The 17,240-nt window shown below is 67.7% G+C and carries 13 protein-coding genes; 8 read left to right on the top strand and 5 right to left on the bottom strand.

The window, feature by feature from the left end:
• The first annotated feature begins 1,055 nt into the window (after positions 1-1,055).
• Complete coding sequence (locus tag HWX08_RS07575) at positions 1,056-1,865, top strand: response regulator transcription factor (protein WP_174919857.1); 810 nt, start codon at positions 1,056-1,058, stop codon at positions 1,863-1,865.
• Positions 1,866-1,887: 22 nt separating this feature from the next.
• On the opposite strand, the gene HWX08_RS07570 is transcribed toward HWX08_RS07575, so the two are convergent.
• On the bottom strand, positions 1,888-4,056 hold the full coding sequence (locus HWX08_RS07570; protein WP_174919855.1) for a TonB-dependent siderophore receptor: 2,169 nt from the start codon (positions 4,054-4,056) through the stop codon (positions 1,888-1,890).
• Positions 4,057-4,528: 472 nt separating this feature from the next.
• Between HWX08_RS07570 and HWX08_RS07565 the strand changes: the two genes are divergently transcribed.
• Positions 4,529-4,699, top strand: a complete 171-nt coding sequence (locus HWX08_RS07565; RefSeq protein WP_167375386.1) for a hypothetical protein — start codon at positions 4,529-4,531, stop codon at positions 4,697-4,699.
• A gap of 284 nt (positions 4,700-4,983) precedes the next feature.
• Here HWX08_RS07565 and HWX08_RS07560 read toward each other — a convergent pair whose 3' ends face one another.
• A complete protein-coding gene (locus tag HWX08_RS07560; RefSeq protein ID WP_174919854.1) occupies positions 4,984-6,009 on the bottom strand; it encodes an AraC family transcriptional regulator in 1,026 nt (341 codons plus the stop codon).
• 352 nt (positions 6,010-6,361) lie between these two features.
• Here HWX08_RS07560 and HWX08_RS07555 point away from each other — a divergent pair, with 352 nt between their 5' ends.
• The 6 genes from HWX08_RS07555 to HWX08_RS07530 all read left to right on the top strand — a co-directional run bounded on the left by HWX08_RS07555 (position 6,362) and on the right by HWX08_RS07530 (position 12,675).
• Positions 6,362-7,609: a dienelactone hydrolase family protein gene (locus HWX08_RS07555; protein ID WP_174919852.1), complete on the top strand. Its 1,248-nt coding sequence runs from the start codon at positions 6,362-6,364 to the stop codon at positions 7,607-7,609.
• Positions 7,610-7,649: 40 nt separating this feature from the next.
• Positions 7,650-8,438, top strand: coding sequence for an SDR family oxidoreductase (locus HWX08_RS07550; protein WP_107312194.1), 789 nt, complete (start codon positions 7,650-7,652; stop codon positions 8,436-8,438).
• A gap of 67 nt (positions 8,439-8,505) precedes the next feature.
• Positions 8,506-9,744: a styrene monooxygenase/indole monooxygenase family protein gene (locus HWX08_RS07545; RefSeq protein WP_174919850.1), complete on the top strand. Its 1,239-nt coding sequence runs from the start codon at positions 8,506-8,508 to the stop codon at positions 9,742-9,744.
• A gap of 5 nt (positions 9,745-9,749) precedes the next feature.
• Positions 9,750-10,277: a flavin reductase family protein gene (locus tag HWX08_RS07540; protein ID WP_069258549.1), complete on the top strand. Its 528-nt coding sequence runs from the start codon at positions 9,750-9,752 to the stop codon at positions 10,275-10,277.
• A gap of 36 nt (positions 10,278-10,313) precedes the next feature.
• Entirely contained in the window at positions 10,314-11,270 is a 957-nt protein-coding gene (locus HWX08_RS07535; RefSeq protein ID WP_174919849.1) for a SphA family protein, read from the top strand.
• Between the two features lie 202 nt (positions 11,271-11,472).
• Entirely contained in the window at positions 11,473-12,675 is a 1,203-nt protein-coding gene (locus HWX08_RS07530; protein ID WP_226242745.1) for a serine hydrolase domain-containing protein, read from the top strand.
• Between the two features lie 72 nt (positions 12,676-12,747).
• Here the strand turns inward: HWX08_RS07530 and HWX08_RS07525 are convergent, their stop codons facing one another.
• Genes HWX08_RS07525 through HWX08_RS07515 form a run of 3 tightly spaced genes read right to left on the bottom strand, consistent with a single transcriptional unit; the run spans position 12,748 to position 16,969 of the window.
• Positions 12,748-13,722: a hypothetical protein gene (locus HWX08_RS07525; protein ID WP_107312192.1), complete on the bottom strand. Its 975-nt coding sequence runs from the start codon at positions 13,720-13,722 to the stop codon at positions 12,748-12,750.
• Positions 13,719-14,237: a (2Fe-2S)-binding protein gene (locus tag HWX08_RS07520; RefSeq protein WP_069258552.1), complete on the bottom strand. Its 519-nt coding sequence runs from the start codon at positions 14,235-14,237 to the stop codon at positions 13,719-13,721. Before HWX08_RS07520 ends, HWX08_RS07525 begins: the two co-directional genes overlap by 4 nt.
• On the bottom strand, positions 14,234-16,969 hold the full coding sequence (locus HWX08_RS07515) for a xanthine dehydrogenase family protein molybdopterin-binding subunit (RefSeq protein ID WP_174919847.1): 2,736 nt from the start codon (positions 16,967-16,969) through the stop codon (positions 14,234-14,236). Before HWX08_RS07515 ends, HWX08_RS07520 begins: the two co-directional genes overlap by 4 nt.
• Between the last annotated feature and the right edge of the window lie 271 nt (positions 16,970-17,240).

Below are 17,240 nucleotides of genomic sequence, written 5' to 3'. Positions count from 1 at the left end.
GATTACGGCTTCATTGCGAAACCCGGCTCCGGCACCCGGCCGGGCGTGTCGCAGGCGACACGCATCGCCCGCCCGTCGCGACGGCGCGGCCGAAAGCCCGGGCCTGCCGTGCGTGTGACGGTCCGTTCCGTTCATTCAGTCAACACATTAGGAATGCATATTGTTTTATATGGGCGAACTCGCCCCTCGGATGAATCCGGAGATTCAACCCGTCGTTATGGACATTCCCGATTGGATGTCGCGCAGACCGCGACCAACCCCGTTTCTTTTATTTCATCCACGGCAATCGGAGTTTCGCTTGCACACGGCCGGCGCGCTCGTCGATCACGCATCAATTGATGCATCTGAACCGATTCGCACAACGTCCGTCACGCTCCGTATTGCCCTGCACTGCTCGGTGCAACCCCGCATTCAAAGTCCGACGAATTATGAGACACGATCTAAAATTATTGAAGGCGACATTCTTTATAGATTGTAAAATCAAATATATTCAATGAGTTGCATTAAATTAACGCATCTCGCAAACGTTTTCTCGTTACCGGAATCAATCCGGATGTTTTGCCTGACGGACAAATACTTTGCTGAAGCGGATGGAGAATAAATATCGACAAAAAATTCCACCGAAAAAGCCGGCGGCCTGCGCAATTGCACGCCGGGGCACGCATGTAAATGGCGGAATGTGACAGGAATTGGCGTCCCGCGCGGCAAACACAAATCGCGAGACATGCTGAACAATCACAAAAGCGGAATGATGTGAATAGAGTCCATGTGTCTGGCGGGAATCGAAATATCCCCCTACAATTCGGCTCGCATCGATATACGTCAGCCGCGCGCTTTCCGACGCGCGACGCCGCAACGTTGTGCGTCTTTACCGGATCAGTGATCAGAACAAGCGATGCCGGCCATTACGCTAACCGGTCGTCTGCCGCGGCGTTTGGCGAATCCGGATATCGATGCGCGTGTGCGTCGCCCCGGCGCGGCTTTCGCCGATTATTCCGAACCGGGCCGGCCACCCGCAGGCACGCAGCCAGCAGCCATTCCAGAACAGGTGCACGATGCATCATCCATCGACCTCCGCATTGGGCGACGTCCATCTCCTGATCGTCGACGATCAGGCCGACCAGCTTCGCTTGCTGATCGACATCCTGCGCGGCACGGGCTGCCGGATCAGCATTGCGTCCGACGGGCTGCAGGCGTGCCAGCGCGCGCAGGCGCTGATGCCCGACCTGATCCTGATGGATGTCCGCATGCCGCGCATGGACGGTTTCACCGCGTGCCGGCTGCTGGCCGCCGACCCGCTGACGAGCACGATTCCGGTCATCTTCCTGACCGTGGCCGGCGCGTTGCACGAACGTCTCGAAGGATTCGAAATCGGCTGCGTCGACTATGTGGTGAAGCCGTTCGAGCCGGCCGAAGTGCTCGCACGGATTCGCGTGCAGCTCGCGCGGGCCGGGCGCGATCGGCCCGCCGACGCACAAGGCCCGCTCGTGGTCGGCAAGGACGACGACATCATCGTGCGCGCGGCCATCCGCCACCTGGCGCGCACGCTGAACGATCCGCCGACGATGGAGCAGCTGGCGCGCGCGGTCGGCACGCATGAAAAGCGGCTGTCGCGCGCGTTTCGCGACAATCTCGGCCAGACGGTGTTCGAATATCTGCGCCACGAACGGTTGCGGATCGCGCAGGATCTGCTGGATTCGACGTCGCTCAGCATCGCCAGCATCGCGAAGGAAATCGGCTTCTCCACGCCTGCGAACTTCGCGACCGCTTTTCGCGAACGTTTCGGCGTCACGCCGACCGAATGGCGGCGCCAGCGCCACGCCGGCGAACGCGCCGCGCACCGCGAGCCGCAGCGCGACGCTTAGGACGCGTGCCGCGCATGCGCGCTCACCAGTTGTATTTTGCGCTGGCCAGCACGGTCCGCTCGTTACCGAACACGCAGACGGCATACGACGTGCAGCCGCTGACATAGCGCCGGTCGAACAGGTTCGCGACGTTCAGCGCGAATCGCCAGTGCGGCATCTCGTAGTGCAGCGCCAGATCGACCAGCGTCACGCTCGGCACGGTCAGCGAATTGTCGGGCGCGCCGGCCGCCGCGCTCTGGTAGCGCACGCCGCCGCCGACCCCGAGGCCCGACAGCATGCCCGCGCGCCAGGTCCAGTCGGCCCACATCGACGCCATCTGCCGCGGCAGCGGCACGGCCACCGGCCAGTGGTTCAGCGACGCGTCGTTCGCCCGCACGTTCTTCACGTCCTGATGCATATACGACGCGACGACCGACAGCTCGCGCGTGATCTTGCCCACCGCGCTCAGCTCGATCCCGCGCGAGCGCACCTTGCCAGTCTGCACGGACGTCGTGCCGGTCGGATCGAGGTTCACCGGCGCCGGTGTCACGACGTTGGTCTGGTCGATCTGATAGACGGCCGCGCTCAGCATCAGGTTGCGGCCGGGCGGCTGCCAGCGCAGCCCGGCTTCCGTCTGCGTGCCGCGCGTCGGCTTCGGCACGCCGCCGCCCCACATCCTCACGCCGACGACGGGATCGAACGACGTCGAATGGCTCACGTACGGCGACAGCCCGGCGTCTCCCTGATAAGTGAGCCCGACGCGCCCCGAGAACGCACTGACGTCCTGCTGCGCGTGCGTGCCGGCCGTCCGGTCGTCGAACCCCGCATTCACGAAATCCTCGCGGCCGCCGAGCGTCAGCGTCCAGCGTTTCCAGCGAATCTGGTCCTGCGCGTACACGCCGATCGTGTTCATCGCGGTGTACTGGTCGACGCGGCCGAGCGACGTCGGGCCGGAGAAAATCGCGGCCGTGACGGGCCGGTAGACCGGGTGATACAGGTTGAGCGACGGCGCCAGCGCGAGCCATACGCTGTTGGTCGTGGTCTGCCGGTCGTATTGCACGCCGAGCAGCAGCGTATGTTCGAGCGGCCCCGTGCCGAAGCGCGCCTGCGCGCGGTTGTCGACGTCGAGCCGGCTGTAGTTGAGCTGGAACAGCCCCGCGACACGCATCATGTCGGTGGTGCTGCGCGGCGCGAGGCCGTTGCCGAACACGGTCGCGTCGTCGAGCGACAGGTGCGACCAGCGCACGTCCTGATGTAGCGACCAGATCGCGTTCACGCGGTGGTCCAGCGCGTAGCCGAGCGACCACTGCTTCTTGCGGTAATCGTTGAACCCGGGAGCGCCCATGTAGACGTCCTGCGACACGCGGCCGTTCGGGTTCGGCAACACCGTGCCCGACGCGGGCAGGAAGTTCGACGAAATATCGCCGCTGTCCTGCAGGAACCTCGCCGAGAGCGTCAGCGACGTGTCGGCGTTCGGCCGCCAGCGGAACGACGGCGCCAGCGCGACGCGCCGGTCGCCGTTCGGGCCGGTCACCGCATTGCCGTCGCGCGCCACGCCGACGAAGCGATACGCGTAGCGGCCGTCCGGGTCGAGCGCATCGCCGACATCGACCATGAACTGCTTGCGCGCGTCGTTGCCGAGCTGCACGCCCGCTTCGCGCACGCGCTCGCCGTCGGCGAGCTTCGTGTGCGCGTCGACGATCGCGCCGGGCTCTCCCGCGCCGTACAGCACCGACGTCGGCCCGCGCAGCACCGCGATCGAGTCGATCGTATACGGGTCGACGCGCCAGTTCGCGATGACAGCCGTATTCGGCGCCGCCACGCCGTCGACGTACAGCGTGGGCGTAAAGCCGCGCAGCGCCGCATACCAGTCGGTGCGGCTGTCGGCGCCGAACGTCGCGAATCCCGGCACGTAGCGCAGTATCTGGTTCAGATCGGTCGCGCCGGTCATCTCGATCTGCTGCGCGGTCACGAGATTGACCGTTTGCGGGATGTCGGCGACCGGCGTGTCGGTCTTCGTGCCGGCCCGCGTGCGCAGCCCGACGAGCCCGCTCGACGCGCCGTCGGCGTTGACCGTCACGTCGATGGCCGGCAGCACGGCCGCTGCCGCACCTGCTGCCTGCGCGTGCGCGCCGCCCGTTGCCGCGACGTACAACGCGCCTCCTGCGGCGATCGCCTTCGCGCGTCGCGCCGCACCCGTCCCCGTTACCATCGTTCGTTGCTCCGTCGTGCTGGTGGCCGATTCGGCCCGACCGCGGCGTGACGCATCGTCGGCGTCCGCCCTGCCCTGTGTTGTCATCCCGGCGATGCGGGTTGCGCGCGAGCCGGCATGCAGTGATCCATGGCGTCGTTCGCGAGCGCAGCGATGATACCGGGCGCACGTGGCGCGGTGTTTAAAAAAACAAACCTCGAGGGACGCGGTGCGGCGACGGCCGACGGATTCGACGCGACGGTCATGCCGGCTCGCCCCGTCCCGCGTAGCGGGCACACAGCTTGCGCGTCGTCCCGACGCGCAAAACAGCCGAGGCCGGGCACGCAACATGCTCGACGATCGTGCCCCGCGTCGCGCCCGGGGCATGGCTCGCACGCCCGCCCGAACCGGGGCCGCCAGGTCGCCGCGAGCGCGGTAACTTTTGCTCGCCCAGCCGCCCGCGCGCGGGCCAACACTACAAAGGAGAAAGGCGATGACCCTGCTTATCTACCTGGTCGGATGGATCATTTTCATCGGCGGCGTCGCATGGGGATTGATGACGCTGCACGTCTCGCAACACGTGATCGAGATCGTGGCGGTCATCCTGTTGGGCATCGCGGTCATTACCGGGGCGACGCGGGCGCGCAATCGAGACCGGTCGTAATGCGACGCGGGTGCCGCGATCGCGTACGCATCGGCATCGGTGCGACCGGTCGGTCTTTGCGCCCGTCCACTGTCGGTGGAGCACAACCGGGCATCACGCGGAACGACGCGCCTGTGTCTGTGTGACGCACGCCGTAATCCGGCGCGTCTCGCCGCGCCGCCACAGGCGCGAATACTCGGCGCATGAACACGCCAACGCAACCTGGTCCGGTTCCCCAATCTAGCGTGTGCGGTACAAACGGCAGCGGTGCAGCCCGCCGGCGGGCAACGGCGCGAACGCCTGCGTCAACCGCGCATGCGCCGCATCCTGAGCGTCGCCGACGGCGACTCTCCGAACGCCCGCTTGTACTCGATCGCGAACCGCCCGAGGTGCGCGAAGCCCCATTTCAACGCGATGTCCGTCACCGACGCGCGCGCTGGCGTCGCATCGGCCAGCAGTTCCTCGCGCACACGTTGCAGCCGCAACTGACGCACGAAGCCCATCGGCGTGATCCCGTGGCGATGACGAAAGCCGGCGAACAGCGTGCTCGGGCTGACGCCGGCCAGTTCGGCGAGCCGTTCGATCGTCAGCGGCTCGTCGAGATGCGCGCGGATGTAGTCCTCCACGCGCCGCACGTAGAACGGCGCGAGCGCCACCGGCAGGTGCCGCGCGCCGTTGCGCGCGCTGTTCGGGTGGCCGTGCAGCAGCAGGTTGAGCAGCGTCGATTCGAGTTGCTCGAACGCGAGCGGGTGACGCAGCGGATGCGCATCCGTCACGATCGCGCCGGCGAGGATCGGCAGCATCTGCGCGAGACACGTCCCCTGCGGCGACGACAGGCTGAATTCCGGCTCGAATTCGACCGGTGCGCGCCGGTCGTCGCCGAAATGCCGTTGCGCGTGGCGCTCCATCACTTCGCGCTCGATGCGCACGATCACTTGCGGGCATGCGTCGCCCCAGCGCATCTTCAGCGGCAGCGTCGGCGAGAGCAGCGATGCGGTGCCCGGCGACGACACGAAACGCGCGGACCCGCACTCGATCTCCGCATCGCCGCGCAGCGGAATCTGCAACAGGAAGAAATGCTCCAGCGGCCCGGGCTCGATGCCGACCCCGCCGCCATAATCGAGCAGGTTCAACGACAGGTTGCCCCAGCGCGCATGATGCATGCAGCTTTGCAGCGCGCGCGACGCGCCGGTCGGCGTGAGCCGGTGCGGCTTGAACACGTCGGCAACGCGCGCGCGCACCTCGTCGACGTCGTTCGACTGCAGCAGCAGGTTGTCGTGATTGAAACAGGCGGCGTCGGCCAGCCAGCCCGTTTCGGAAAATTGCGCCATCGATGATCTCCCGTCATGCTCGATTGCACGCGCGCCGTGCATGCATTCCCGCGATCGGGGCATGCGCCGCACGATCCGGATAGCGCCCGCCGTATCCGGACAGTCCGGCCGCCGGCACGCGCCAGTCCCGCGCAAACGATGCAAGAAGCGGACCGTTCGCGCATCGTAGAAAACTGTACCGGCATTCCGCATCCGCACATACCCGCAGTCGGCCGCGCGCCTGCCCACGCGCGGCGGCCGGTGCAGCAGGTTTCCGGAATTCGCGGATACCGGCCGAAGAAAGCGGATAGAAACGCCCGTTTCGTCCGCCAATACTGGGCCCGTCGCAGCAATGAAACGAATGGAGGGACACATGAAAGGACGTCACATCGAGATTCCGTCTGCGGACGGCGGCGCGTTTCGCGCGTACCTGAGCACGCCGGCCGCCGCCAACGGGCCCGGCATCGTGCTGTGCCACGAGATCTTCGGCGCGAACGCGACGATGCGCGAGGCCGCCGACTACTACGCGGAAGAAGGCTATACGGTGCTCGTGCCCGACCTGTTCTGGCGCCAGGCGCCGGGGATCGAACTCGGGTACGCCGGCGCCGACGCCGAGCGCGCGATGGCCCTTTACCGCGAATTCGACGAGAACCGGGGCGTCGACGACATCGGCGCCGCGCTGCACGCGCTCCGGCAGCGGCCGGAATGCACGGGCGACGCCGGCGTGCTCGGCTACTGCCTCGGCGGCAAGCTCGCGTATCTCGCCGCGTGCCGGCTGCCGGACGTGGCAGCGGCGGTCAGCTACTACGGCGTGGGCATCGAACAGGCGCTCGACGAAGCCGCGCACCTGCGCGGCCGGCTCGTGCTGCAGATTGCCGGGCAGGACCGCTTCTGCCCGCCCGATGCGCAGCAGCGCATTGCCGGCGCGCTCGCCGGGCGCGACGGCGTCGAGGTGTACGTGTATCCGGGCGTCGATCACGCGTTCGCGCGCGTCGGCGGCGATCATTTCGACCAGGCCGCCGCGCTGATGGCCCACCAGCGCGCGATCGCCGCGTTCCGTGCCGCGCTCGGCCCGCACTACGATCTGTCCACACTGTGGGAAGCGCATCTGACGCACGAATTCGACACGCGCAACGTCGACGCAACGATGGCGACGATGGTTACCGAACCGTACGTGAACCATATTCCGACGCTGACGGGCGGCGTCGGCCATGACGAGCTCAAGCGCTTCTACACGCATCACTTCGTGCATGCGAATCCGCCCGACACGACGATCACGCCGATCTCGCGCACGGTCGGCGCGAGCCAGATCGTCGACGAGCTGCTGTTCTGCTTCACGCACACCACCGAGATCGACTGGATGCTGCCGGGCGTCGCGCCGACCGGCAAGCGTGTCGAGATTCCGCTCGTCGCGATCGTCAAGTTTCGCGGCGACAAGCTCTATCACGAGCACATCTACTGGGATCAGGCGAGCGTGCTCGTGCAGATCGGCGTGCTCGATCCGGCGGGCCTGCCGGTCGCGGGCGTCGAAACGGCCCGCAAGCTGCTCGACGTCACTGTGCCGTCGAACGGCCTGATGCGCCGCTGGCAGGACAGCGAACCGTCGCCGGGTGCGCAGTGACGCACGCCTTTCTTCACCCCATGATTGACGGAGAGATGCCATGACTGCCCTTGCTGGCAAAGTCGCGATCGTCACCGGCGGCGCCACGCTGATCGGCGCCGCGGTCGCGCAGGACCTGAGCCGCGCCGGTGCGCGCGTCGCGATCCTCGATCTCGATGCGGACAACGGCGCGCGCGTGGCCGCATCGCTCGGCGAGGCGGCGATGTTCGTCGCGCTCGACATCACCGACGATCGTGCGATCGAGCGCGCGGTATCGGCCATCGTCGAACGGTTCGGCGCGATCGACGTGCTCGTCAACCTCGCGTGCAGCTACGTCGACAACGGCATCCACGCGACCCGCAACGACTGGCTGGCCGCGATGGACGTGAACGTCGTGTCGGCGGCGATGCTCGCGAAGGCCGTGCATCCGCACATGATCCGGCGCGGCGGCGGCGCGATCGTGAATTTCAGCTCGATCTCGGCGCAGTGCGCGCAAACCGGCCGCTGGCTGTACCCGACGTCCAAGGCGGCGATCCGCCAGCTCACGCGCAGCATGGCGATGGATCTCGCGCCCGACCGCATCCGCGTGAACTCGGTGTCGCCGGGATGGACGTGGTCGCGCGTGATGGATGAGATGACGCACGGCGACCGTGCGAAGACCGACCGCGTCGCCGCGCCGTTCCACCTGCTCGGCCGGGTCGGCGATCCGTCGGAGGTCGCGCAGGTCGTCACGTTCCTGTGCAGCGACGCGGCGAGCTTCGTGACGGGCGCCGACTACGCGGTGGACGGCGGCTATGCCGCGATGGGCCCTGAACAGGCGGTGCCGGCCATTGCGCGCCTCGCGGAGTGAGCACCGCCCGCCGCCGTTTCCCGCAACCCTTCTTCCGGCCGGCCTCCGGCCAGCCAAGGACATTCCCATGAGACGCATCGCCATCGTCGGCGCCGGCCAGTCCGGCCTGCAACTCGCCTTCGCCCTGCTCGACCAGGGCTACCACGTCACGCTCGCGACCAACCGAGACGCCGAACAGATCCGCACCGGCAAGGTCATGTCGAGCCAGTGCATGTTCCACACGTCGTTGCAGATCGAGCGCGACCTCGGCCTGAACACCTGGGAGGAAGCGTGCCCGTCCGTCGACGGGATCGGCATCGCGGTGCCGCATCCGGACGGCAACGGCCGCAAGATCATCGACTGGTCGTCGCGGCTGACCCGCTATGCGCAGTCGGTCGACCAGCGCGTGAAGATGGCCGACTGGCTCGACGGCGTGCGGCGCCGCGGCGCGGACGTGCGCATCGGCGACGTCGGCGTACCCGAGCTCGAGGAACTGGCGCGCAGCCACGACCTCGTGCTGCTCGCGGCCGGCAAGGGCGAGATCGTCGGCCTGCTCGGCCGCGACGACGCGCGCAGCGCGTTCGACCGCCCGCAACGCGCGCTGGCGCTCACCTACGTGAAAGGGATGACGCCGAGCCAGCCGTATTCGCGCGTGCGCTTCAACCTGCTGCCCGGCATCGGCGAGTATTTCGTGTTTCCCGCGCTGACCACGACGGGCCCGTGCGAAATCATGGTGTTCGAAGGCATTCCGGGCGGCCCGCTCGACTGCTGGGCCGACGTGAAGACGCCCGAGCAGCATCTGGACCGCAGCCTGTCGTTCCTGCGGCACTACGTGCCGTGGGAATTCGAGCGGTGCCGCGACGTCGAACTGACCGATCCGAACGGCACGCTGGCCGGACGCTTCGCGCCGACGGTACGCAAGCCGTTCTTCCGGCTGCCTTCCGGCCGCACGGTGTTCGGGATGGCCGACGCGGTGGTGGTCAACGATCCGATCACCGGCCAGGGCTCGAACAACGCGGCCAAATGCGCGCGCGCGTATTTCGATGCGATCGTCGCGCGCGATGCCGCACCGTTCGGCGAAGACTGGATGCAGCAAACGTTCGAAGGCTACTGGGCCTATGCGCAGCACGTCGTGCGCTGGACCAACTCGCTGCTCACACCGCCGCCGCCCCACGTCCTCGAACTGCTCGGCGCGGCCGGCCAGCTCCCGTCGCTCGCGAAGGAAATCGTCGACGGCTTCGACGATCCGCGCCGGTTCGCGCCGTGGTGGTTCGAGCCGTCGGCCTGCGCGGCGATGATCCGCGAACACGGCGCGCGGGCGGCGTGAGCGACATGGATACGACCGCTACCGATCGCCCGGCCCTCGACCCGATGCAGCTGCGCGCCGCGTTCGGGCAATTTCCGACCGGCGTGACCGTGATCACCACGTGCGCGGCCGACGGCCGCAAGGTGGGGCTCACCGCGAATTCGTTCTCGTCGCTGTCGCTCGATCCGCCTCTCGTGCTGTGGAGTCTTCGCAAGGTCGCGCCGAGCCGCCCGGATTTCGTCGCGGCCACGCACTTCGCGATCAACATCCTCGCGCACGACCAGATCGACCTGTCGCGCCGCTTCGCGACACCCCGCGCCGACAAGTTCGACGGCGTGCCGCACGCGGATTCGGCGGCCGGCGGCGTGCCCTGCCTCGACGGCGCGAGCGCGCGCTTCGTGTGTCGCAACGTCGGCCATTACGAAGGCGGCGATCATCTGCTCTTCATCGGCCAGATCGAACAGTTCGACGCATTCGGCAAGGCGCCGCTCGTGTTTCATGCCGGCCAGTATCGCGCGATCGCCGATCATCCCGATCTTTCACGCACCATTTGATTAGTTATACCAATGAATAAACTGGAGGTGGTGAACATGAAATCAGGCGCTCGCCTGCTCGTCGTCGCAGGTTTCGTCGCGGCCGGCATGGCCGCAAGCGCGCCGGCCGGCGCGACCGACCTGCCCGCGGTCAACCTCGGCATGACCAGCTTCCTCGACGGAATGCCGCCGGCCGGCGCCGGCTGGTACGGCACGCAGTACCTGCAGTACTACACGGCCGGCCGCGTGAACGACAACGCGGGCAACAGGGTCGGGCTGCCGAAGCAGGACGTCGACCTGTTCGCGGGATTGAGCCAGCTCGTCTACCAGTCGCCGCTGACGTTCGCCGGCATGCATCCGGGCCTCGACGTGATCGTGCCGTGGATCGGGTCCGCGCGGACCGACGACGGCATCGGCAACGTCGCGCTGAATGCGCGTGCCGGCTTCGGCGACCTGCTGATCGGCCCGTTCCTCCAGTTCGACCCGGTGATGGGCGCACAGGGCCCGCGCTTCGCGCAGCGCGTCGAATTCCAGTTCGTCGCGCCGACCGGCGCGTACGATCCGGCGCGCGCGATCAATCCGGGCAGCCATTTCTGGTCGTTCGACCCGTACTGGGCGGCCACGCTGTGGCTCACGCCCCGCTGGACCGTGTCGTGGCGCCTGCACTATCTGTGGAACGCGATCAACCACGAGCCGGCCACGTCGCTCGGCCCGGACGTGACGTCGACGCAGGCCGGCCAGGCGATCCACGCGAACTTCGCGACCGAGTACGAAGTGCGCCCCGGCCTGCGGCTCGGGCTGAACGGCTACTGGCTGCGCCAGACCACCGACATGAAGCAGAACGGGCAGGACGTGCCGGGCACGCGGGAAGCCGTGTTCGCGATCGGGCCGGGGGCGATGTACAGCTTCTCGCCGCATGATCATCTGATGTTCAACGCGTACTTCGAGACTTATGCACGCAACCGGCCGCAGGGCACGCGGATGGTGCTGCGCTACGTGCATCACTTCCAGTGACGGCGGCGAGCTCACCGGGCAAACGGGCCGGCACGCTGTCTCGTCGGACGAATCATGCAGGCTGCCGGCGCCCGTGCGCCTGTCCTATAGTTCTGGAGAAGACAACGCAGGCCATACGTCCCGTCCACGGAGGTACCGCGCAATGGCTCCGTCAGCCCCCTCCCGGTTCTTGTCGCACGTCTCGCGGCGGCTGGTGCACGGCGTGGTTGCCGTCGCACCGGCCGTGGTCATCGGCCTCGCCGTGTCCGCTTGCGGCGGCGACAGTTCGCCGACGTCGGGCACGCCCGCGTTCGCGGATGCAGCGCGTCCGCAGATCAACGCGCTGCTCGCCGATACGCTGACGCCCGGCGCGGTCGTCTATGTGCAATCGCCGCAAGGCACCTGGCTCGAATCGTTCGGTACGGCCGTGCGAGGCACGAACACGCCGATCCCGACGAATGCGCATTTTCGCGTCGGCAGCGTGACGAAGACGTGGACCGGCACCGTGATCCTGCAGCTCGTGCAGGAAGGCCGGCTGAGCCTCGGCGACACCGTCGGCAAGTTCGTCGCGAACGTGCCGAACGGCAATACGATCACGATCGAACAGTTGCTGACCATGCGCAGCGGCCTCTACAACTATTCGACGAATCTCGCGTTCAACCAGACGCTCGATGCGCAACCGGGCAAGGTGTGGACCCCGTCGGCGTTGCTGGAGATCGCCGAAGGCCAGCCGGTCTATTTCGCGCCCGGCGCGGGTTTTCGCTACTCGAATACGAACACGGTGCTGCTCGGGCTCATCATCGAGCAACTGACCGGCACGAGCGCGGCCGATGCGATGAACGCGCGGCTCTTTGCGCCGCTCGGCCTCGCCCATACCGCGCTCCCGCCGCAGCAGGACACGTCGCTGCCGGCACCGGCGCCGCAGGGCTATCAATGGGGCACCAATGCCGAGACGACCGACAGCGACGCGCTGTCGCCCCAACGACAGGCCGACGCGAAAAACGGCACGCTGCAACCGACCAACGTGACCGGCGCGAATACGTCGTGGGCATGGACGGCCGGCTCCGGTATGTCGACCATCACGGAACTGGCCGCGTACGTGCAGCGGATGGTCGGCGGCGGCTACCTGAACGCCGACCTGCAGGCGCAGCGGCTCGCCAGTTGCACGCCGGTCGACCCGACCGACCCGATGTCGGCGAGTTACTGCATGGGCCTCGCCAAATTCGGCACGTTCTACGGACATACCGGCGAGATACCGGGCTTCAACACGTTCATGGGCTACGACCCGCTCACCCGGACGACGATCGTCACGTGGGCGAACACGGCTGCCGCGCCCGACGGACGCGCGCCGGCCAACGAAATCGCACGGATCATCATGGGCGAGCTCGGCAAGGCGCCCGACGTGCCGGACGAAGGGCGGCCCTGACGGGCGGGAACGCACGGGAACGGCCGCGGCACCACCGGCCTCGCTCCTGCGGACGCCGTTCCTCCGGACAACTTACTTCGCCGCCTGCGCCGCCGGCGTAAACGAACACTTCGGATCGTCCTTGCCCCGCGCCGAACAGCATTCGAGCAGGTCGCTCACCGACTTCACGTTGGCCGCGTTCCATTCCTCGCGGCTGCGGTTGTTGTCGATCGGCATCCAGTGCGTGAGCGGATAGCTGCTTGCCAGCTGGTTGCTGCCCTTCGGCGGCGGCAGCAGCCCGGCCGCGAGCGGCACGTAGATCCTGCAACTGTTCTGGTCGCCGATCCGGTGACAGCCGATGCACGTGTTGCCGGGCGTGCTGATCGCGTGCGACGTCCACGATGCGAAGTCGGCGCCGAGGTTCACGTACTTGCCCCACGGATCGGTCGGCACGCGGTTCCACACCTGCCCGATCCACGGGCTGTACATGACGGGGCTCGCATCGTGGCACGACACGCAGCGCTTCGACGCGGTCGCGGCCGGCGTCCACCAGAATTCCGCGGCCGACGGCCGGCCGGGCGGCGGCGTCTTCTCGTTCGGCGGCGGCACGCGCGACGCGTCCATGCCGCCCGTGCCACCCTTGTCCGCATGAAACCAGCAGGTCTTGCCGTTGCGCACGTGGTGCAGCACGATGTCGACTTCGTCGTAGTACGGGCTGCGGTTCGCGCGAATCTGCTTGCGGCGGCAGAACGCCGAGATCTGCGTGTCGCCGTGCGACAGATCGAGGATCTTCGAGTAAGGCGTGCACTGCCCGGACGTCGGCGCATCGTACGGCAACAGCGCCGGGCGATCGCAGGTCATGTGCGCCGCATACCGCGCGGGCACGCTGCCGTTCACGGTGATCGGCACGTCGGTGCCGCTGTTGCAGTCGAACGCGGGAATCTCGCCGATTTCGTCGGTGCACTGCTGCGCGTATGCGTGCAGCGACGCATCGGCGCCGCCGGCGGCGAACGACACGGGCGCGGCCAGCAGCATCGCCAGCGCCGCGACGCAGGTCCGGATCGTCATGCCGCCTCCTTCGTGTAGCGCATCGCCACCTTGCGAATGGCCTCGACGTATTTGACGTAGCCGGTGCAGCGGCACACGTTGCCGCCCACCCATGTCTCGATCATCGCGTCCAGCTCGGCGACGTGCACCGGTTGCGTACGCAGATGGTCGAGCATCGCGGTCGCGGCCATCAGGAATCCCGATGCGCAGTAGCCGCACTGGAACGCGAACGATTCGAGAAAGCTCTGCTGCAGCGGCGACAGCGTGCCGCCCTGCGCGAGCCCTTCGATCGTGTACACGTGCATGCCGGCCATCGCGCTGACCGGCGTCGAGCACGACAGCGTCTTTTCCATCGGTGCGTCGGGCGCGTTGCGCACGCCCACCGTACACGCGCGGCACACGCCGATGCCGCAGCACAGCTTGGTGCCCGTCAGGTCCTGCCGTTCGTGCAGGAAATCGACGAGGTTCATGTCGCTATCGGCGGCGGCGGCCTCGACGGGCCGGCCGTTGATGGTCATGCGGACCGGATCGCTCATTGCAGTGCCTCCCGAATCTTGTCCGGCGTCACCGGCGTCACCCTGAATCGTCGTCCCGTCGCCATCGCCAGCGCGTTGAGCAGCGCCGGCGCGATCGGGCACATCACCGCTTCCGCGATCCCGCGCGCATTCGCGGGATCGTTGCCGGGCGGCGGCAGCGCGATCAGCTCCTGCGCGGGCACGTCGGGCAGGCGCGTCACCTGGTAGCGATCGAGGTTCCATCTGCCGCCGCCCGGCCCGTCGGGGCCGAGCGGACACGTTTCGGTCAGCACGTTGCCGATCCCCATCGCGACCGCGCCCTGCGACTGTCCTTCGACGAGCTCCGGCGACAGTTGCCGGCCGACGCTCACCGCCGACACCACGCGCTCGACCTTCACGCGCCCGGTCGCCGGATCGACGGACACGCCGACGAGCGACGCCGACGGCGCATAGGTCGTGCGCCCATAGAGGCTCGTGTCGACCGGCGGCGCCTGCAGCGTGCGCGGCAGCGGTTTGAGGAAATACGGATCGAGGCCGACCGCCACGTAGTCGTAGTCGATCTGCGCGTTGCCGGACGCGAACGGATAGGTGCCCTTCCAGAAGTACCCGGCATAGCTCGCATGCACGGCCGCGACCGTCTGCAGGCCCATCTTCGTGATGGTGCCGAGCAGCGCCGGCCACGGAATCGGCGCCAGCCCGTTCGCGACGAGCGCGCGATCGGCCCAGCGCACGTCCTCGGCCCGCACCGGCACGCCCCACCACGCGCGGGCGGCCGGCAGCACGCTTTGCAGGAACAGCGCCTGCGCCGCGCCCTTCACCGCGTGGTACTGGTGGAACGCACCGAGACAGGCGCTCGACGAACCGTACGTGTAGCGCACCGTCTTCGGATTGGCCGCCGGATTGCTCGAATGCGTGAGCCCGAGCGCGTTGAACGGCCCGATCTCGCTCATCGCGATCGTCTGCGCGTTCTGCCCGAGAAATTCGGCCGGCGCCAGACCCAGCGTCGTGGCCGCGCCGTTGCCCATGTCGGTGTACGGCGTGACCACGCGCAACCGGCCGTCGGGCAGGATCTGCACCATCCCGAACATGCCGTCGCCGGACGTGCCGTAGGCCTCGTTCGCCATCGCGAGCCCGACGCCGTAGCGCAGATTGCGCGCACCTCGTTCGGCCCGGGCAGTTTCTCGATCGAGCCACAACGGGTGCCGTTCGAGCCGGTCGAGCAGCGCATCGAGCTGCAGGTCGAACAGGATCGGCGCGCCCGTGATCGCGCGCCCCTTGCCGAGACCGGGCGTGTTGCCGAGCAGGTTGGCGCGACGGATCGCGAACGGCGAAAGCCCGAGCTGGCGCGCGGCCTCGTCCATCAGCGTCTCGATCGCCATGAACGCCTGCGGCCCGCCGAAGCCGCGCTGCGAGCCGCCGAACACTTCCTTCGTATAGGTCGACGCGGCCTGCGCGCGGGCGCGCGGAATCTCGTAGCAGCTCATCGCGCTCAGCGCGGCAAGCTGCGCGACGTACGGCGACAGGTTCTTCTTGCCGCCGCCGTTCAGCAGGAAGTCGCACGTGAGCGCTTCGAGCTTGCCGCGGCGGTTGAACCACAGCGATTCCGAAAACTGCGTCTCGCAGCGCTTCAGCCCGACCTGGAACTGCTCGTAGCGCGACTGCTGCCAGCGCAGCGCGCCCTTCGCGAACGGCGCGGCGAGCGCGAGATAGAGCGGGAAATACGACTTGTCGCGGCCGCCGAAACCGCCGCCCGGATAGCACGCGATGACGTGCACCTCCTTGACCGACACGTCGCTGCCGTCGAACAGCGCGAGCGCGCCGGTCGCATCGTCGTTCGCCGATTGCGTGCCGAGCACAAGGCTCATTTTCGCGCTGGACGCGTCGTACCACGCGAGCCCCGATTCGGGCTCCATGAACATCGGGTCCATCGCCGGCGTCTCGAACCCGTCGCGGTCGATCGCGCGCACACCGATCCATTCGCCGGACGCCGCATGGCGGTCGATCGTCGCGTCGATGTTGATCACCGCCTGCTCGCGTTCCTTCAGGTACTGCTCGGTCGGCTTGCCGTCGCTGCCGGTCTGGTAGTTGTCGACGTAGTTGAACTTGCGTGCGTCGTCGCGCACGTAGAGGGTCACGGGGGAATACGGCACGGCCTGCGAGTCGTTCGGGCGCGCGGCCGGCGCGCCGTAGCGGATCACGCTGCGGTTGAAATCGAGCAGCTTCTTCGCGCGACGATAGACATCGAAGTTCTCGAAGATCAGCAATGCGGCCGGTTGCCCGTAACAGTCCGCCGGGTGGCCGGTGCGCGCGAGCCAGTAGATGTCCTGGTTCGCGATCGGATCGGGGGCGGGCGCCAACGGAATCCGGCGCGCGGTCAGCAGCGCGTTGTCGACGACGGCAATCGGCCGCAGTTCGGGCGGCAGCACGCGCAGGTCGTAGCCTTCGTACACGGCGTCGACCCGATCGCAGCGCAACGCATAGAGCCAGCTCTCCTGCTGCGGCCAGCCGACGAAGTCGCGCGACTTGAAATCGCGTGCATAGATTTTCTGGCCCGTCACCTTCGGCATGCCGTCGATGCGCCAGCGCGCCTTGCCGGGCACCGGCGCCCAGGCGGGCCCGCTCGCGCCGTCGTCCGCCTGCTCGGCCGTGCCGAGCGCGAGCGCCGGTAAATGAGTGATCGAAATCGCGACGAGCGCGCCGCTCCCGGCCAGCTTCAGAAACGTCCGGCGTGTCACAGGCACATCGATGGCCATGCTGGGTCCCTCGTTGGATGGGTCATGCCGGCACCGGCGCCAACCCGCGCGTCGATACGCCGGCCTTGTATGGGCCGGTGTGGATCGGCATGCGGGAGAGATCGGTGCGGAAAACGTCTGTCGGCGCGACGGCGCCGGCGCTCAGGAACCGGGCGGGAGCGGACCGGGGAAGGTGCGCGGCGGATGCGCGGCGCGACAGGTGCGTGGACGCCTGCTCGGTGAAACGTCAGGCCGCGTGCTCGTCGTTGCTTGCTCGTTCATGTGTCCCCCG

It is taken from the genome of Burkholderia metallica (assembly GCF_902832845.1).
GTDB classification, from domain to species: domain Bacteria; phylum Pseudomonadota; class Gammaproteobacteria; order Burkholderiales; family Burkholderiaceae; genus Burkholderia; species Burkholderia metallica.
The sequence above is the reverse complement of the archived record's forward strand: the minus strand, read 5'-3'. Positions and strand labels throughout refer to the sequence as shown.

Bases quoted from the DNA above. Each gene is read 5' to 3' on its own strand.
- HWX08_RS07575 (WP_174919857.1), top strand. From the start codon at position 1,056: ATGCATCATCCATCGACCTCCGCATTGGGCGACGTCCATCTCCTGATC.
- HWX08_RS07570 (WP_174919855.1), bottom strand. From the start codon at position 4,056: ATGGTAACGGGGACGGGTGCGGCGCGACGCGCGAAGGCGATCGCCGCA.
- HWX08_RS07565 (WP_167375386.1), top strand. From the start codon at position 4,529: ATGACCCTGCTTATCTACCTGGTCGGATGGATCATTTTCATCGGCGGC.
- HWX08_RS07560 (WP_174919854.1), bottom strand. From the start codon at position 6,009: ATGGCGCAATTTTCCGAAACGGGCTGGCTGGCCGACGCCGCCTGTTTC.
- HWX08_RS07555 (WP_174919852.1), top strand. From the start codon at position 6,362: ATGAAAGGACGTCACATCGAGATTCCGTCTGCGGACGGCGGCGCGTTT.
- HWX08_RS07550 (WP_107312194.1), top strand. From the start codon at position 7,650: ATGACTGCCCTTGCTGGCAAAGTCGCGATCGTCACCGGCGGCGCCACG.
- HWX08_RS07545 (WP_174919850.1), top strand. From the start codon at position 8,506: ATGAGACGCATCGCCATCGTCGGCGCCGGCCAGTCCGGCCTGCAACTC.
- HWX08_RS07540 (WP_069258549.1), top strand. From the start codon at position 9,750: ATGGATACGACCGCTACCGATCGCCCGGCCCTCGACCCGATGCAGCTG.
- HWX08_RS07535 (WP_174919849.1), top strand. From the start codon at position 10,314: ATGAAATCAGGCGCTCGCCTGCTCGTCGTCGCAGGTTTCGTCGCGGCC.
- HWX08_RS07525 (WP_107312192.1), bottom strand. From the start codon at position 13,722: ATGACGATCCGGACCTGCGTCGCGGCGCTGGCGATGCTGCTGGCCGCG.
- HWX08_RS07520 (WP_069258552.1), bottom strand. From the start codon at position 14,237: ATGAGCGATCCGGTCCGCATGACCATCAACGGCCGGCCCGTCGAGGCC.
- HWX08_RS07515 (WP_174919847.1), bottom strand. From the start codon at position 16,969: ATGGCCATCGATGTGCCTGTGACACGCCGGACGTTTCTGAAGCTGGCC.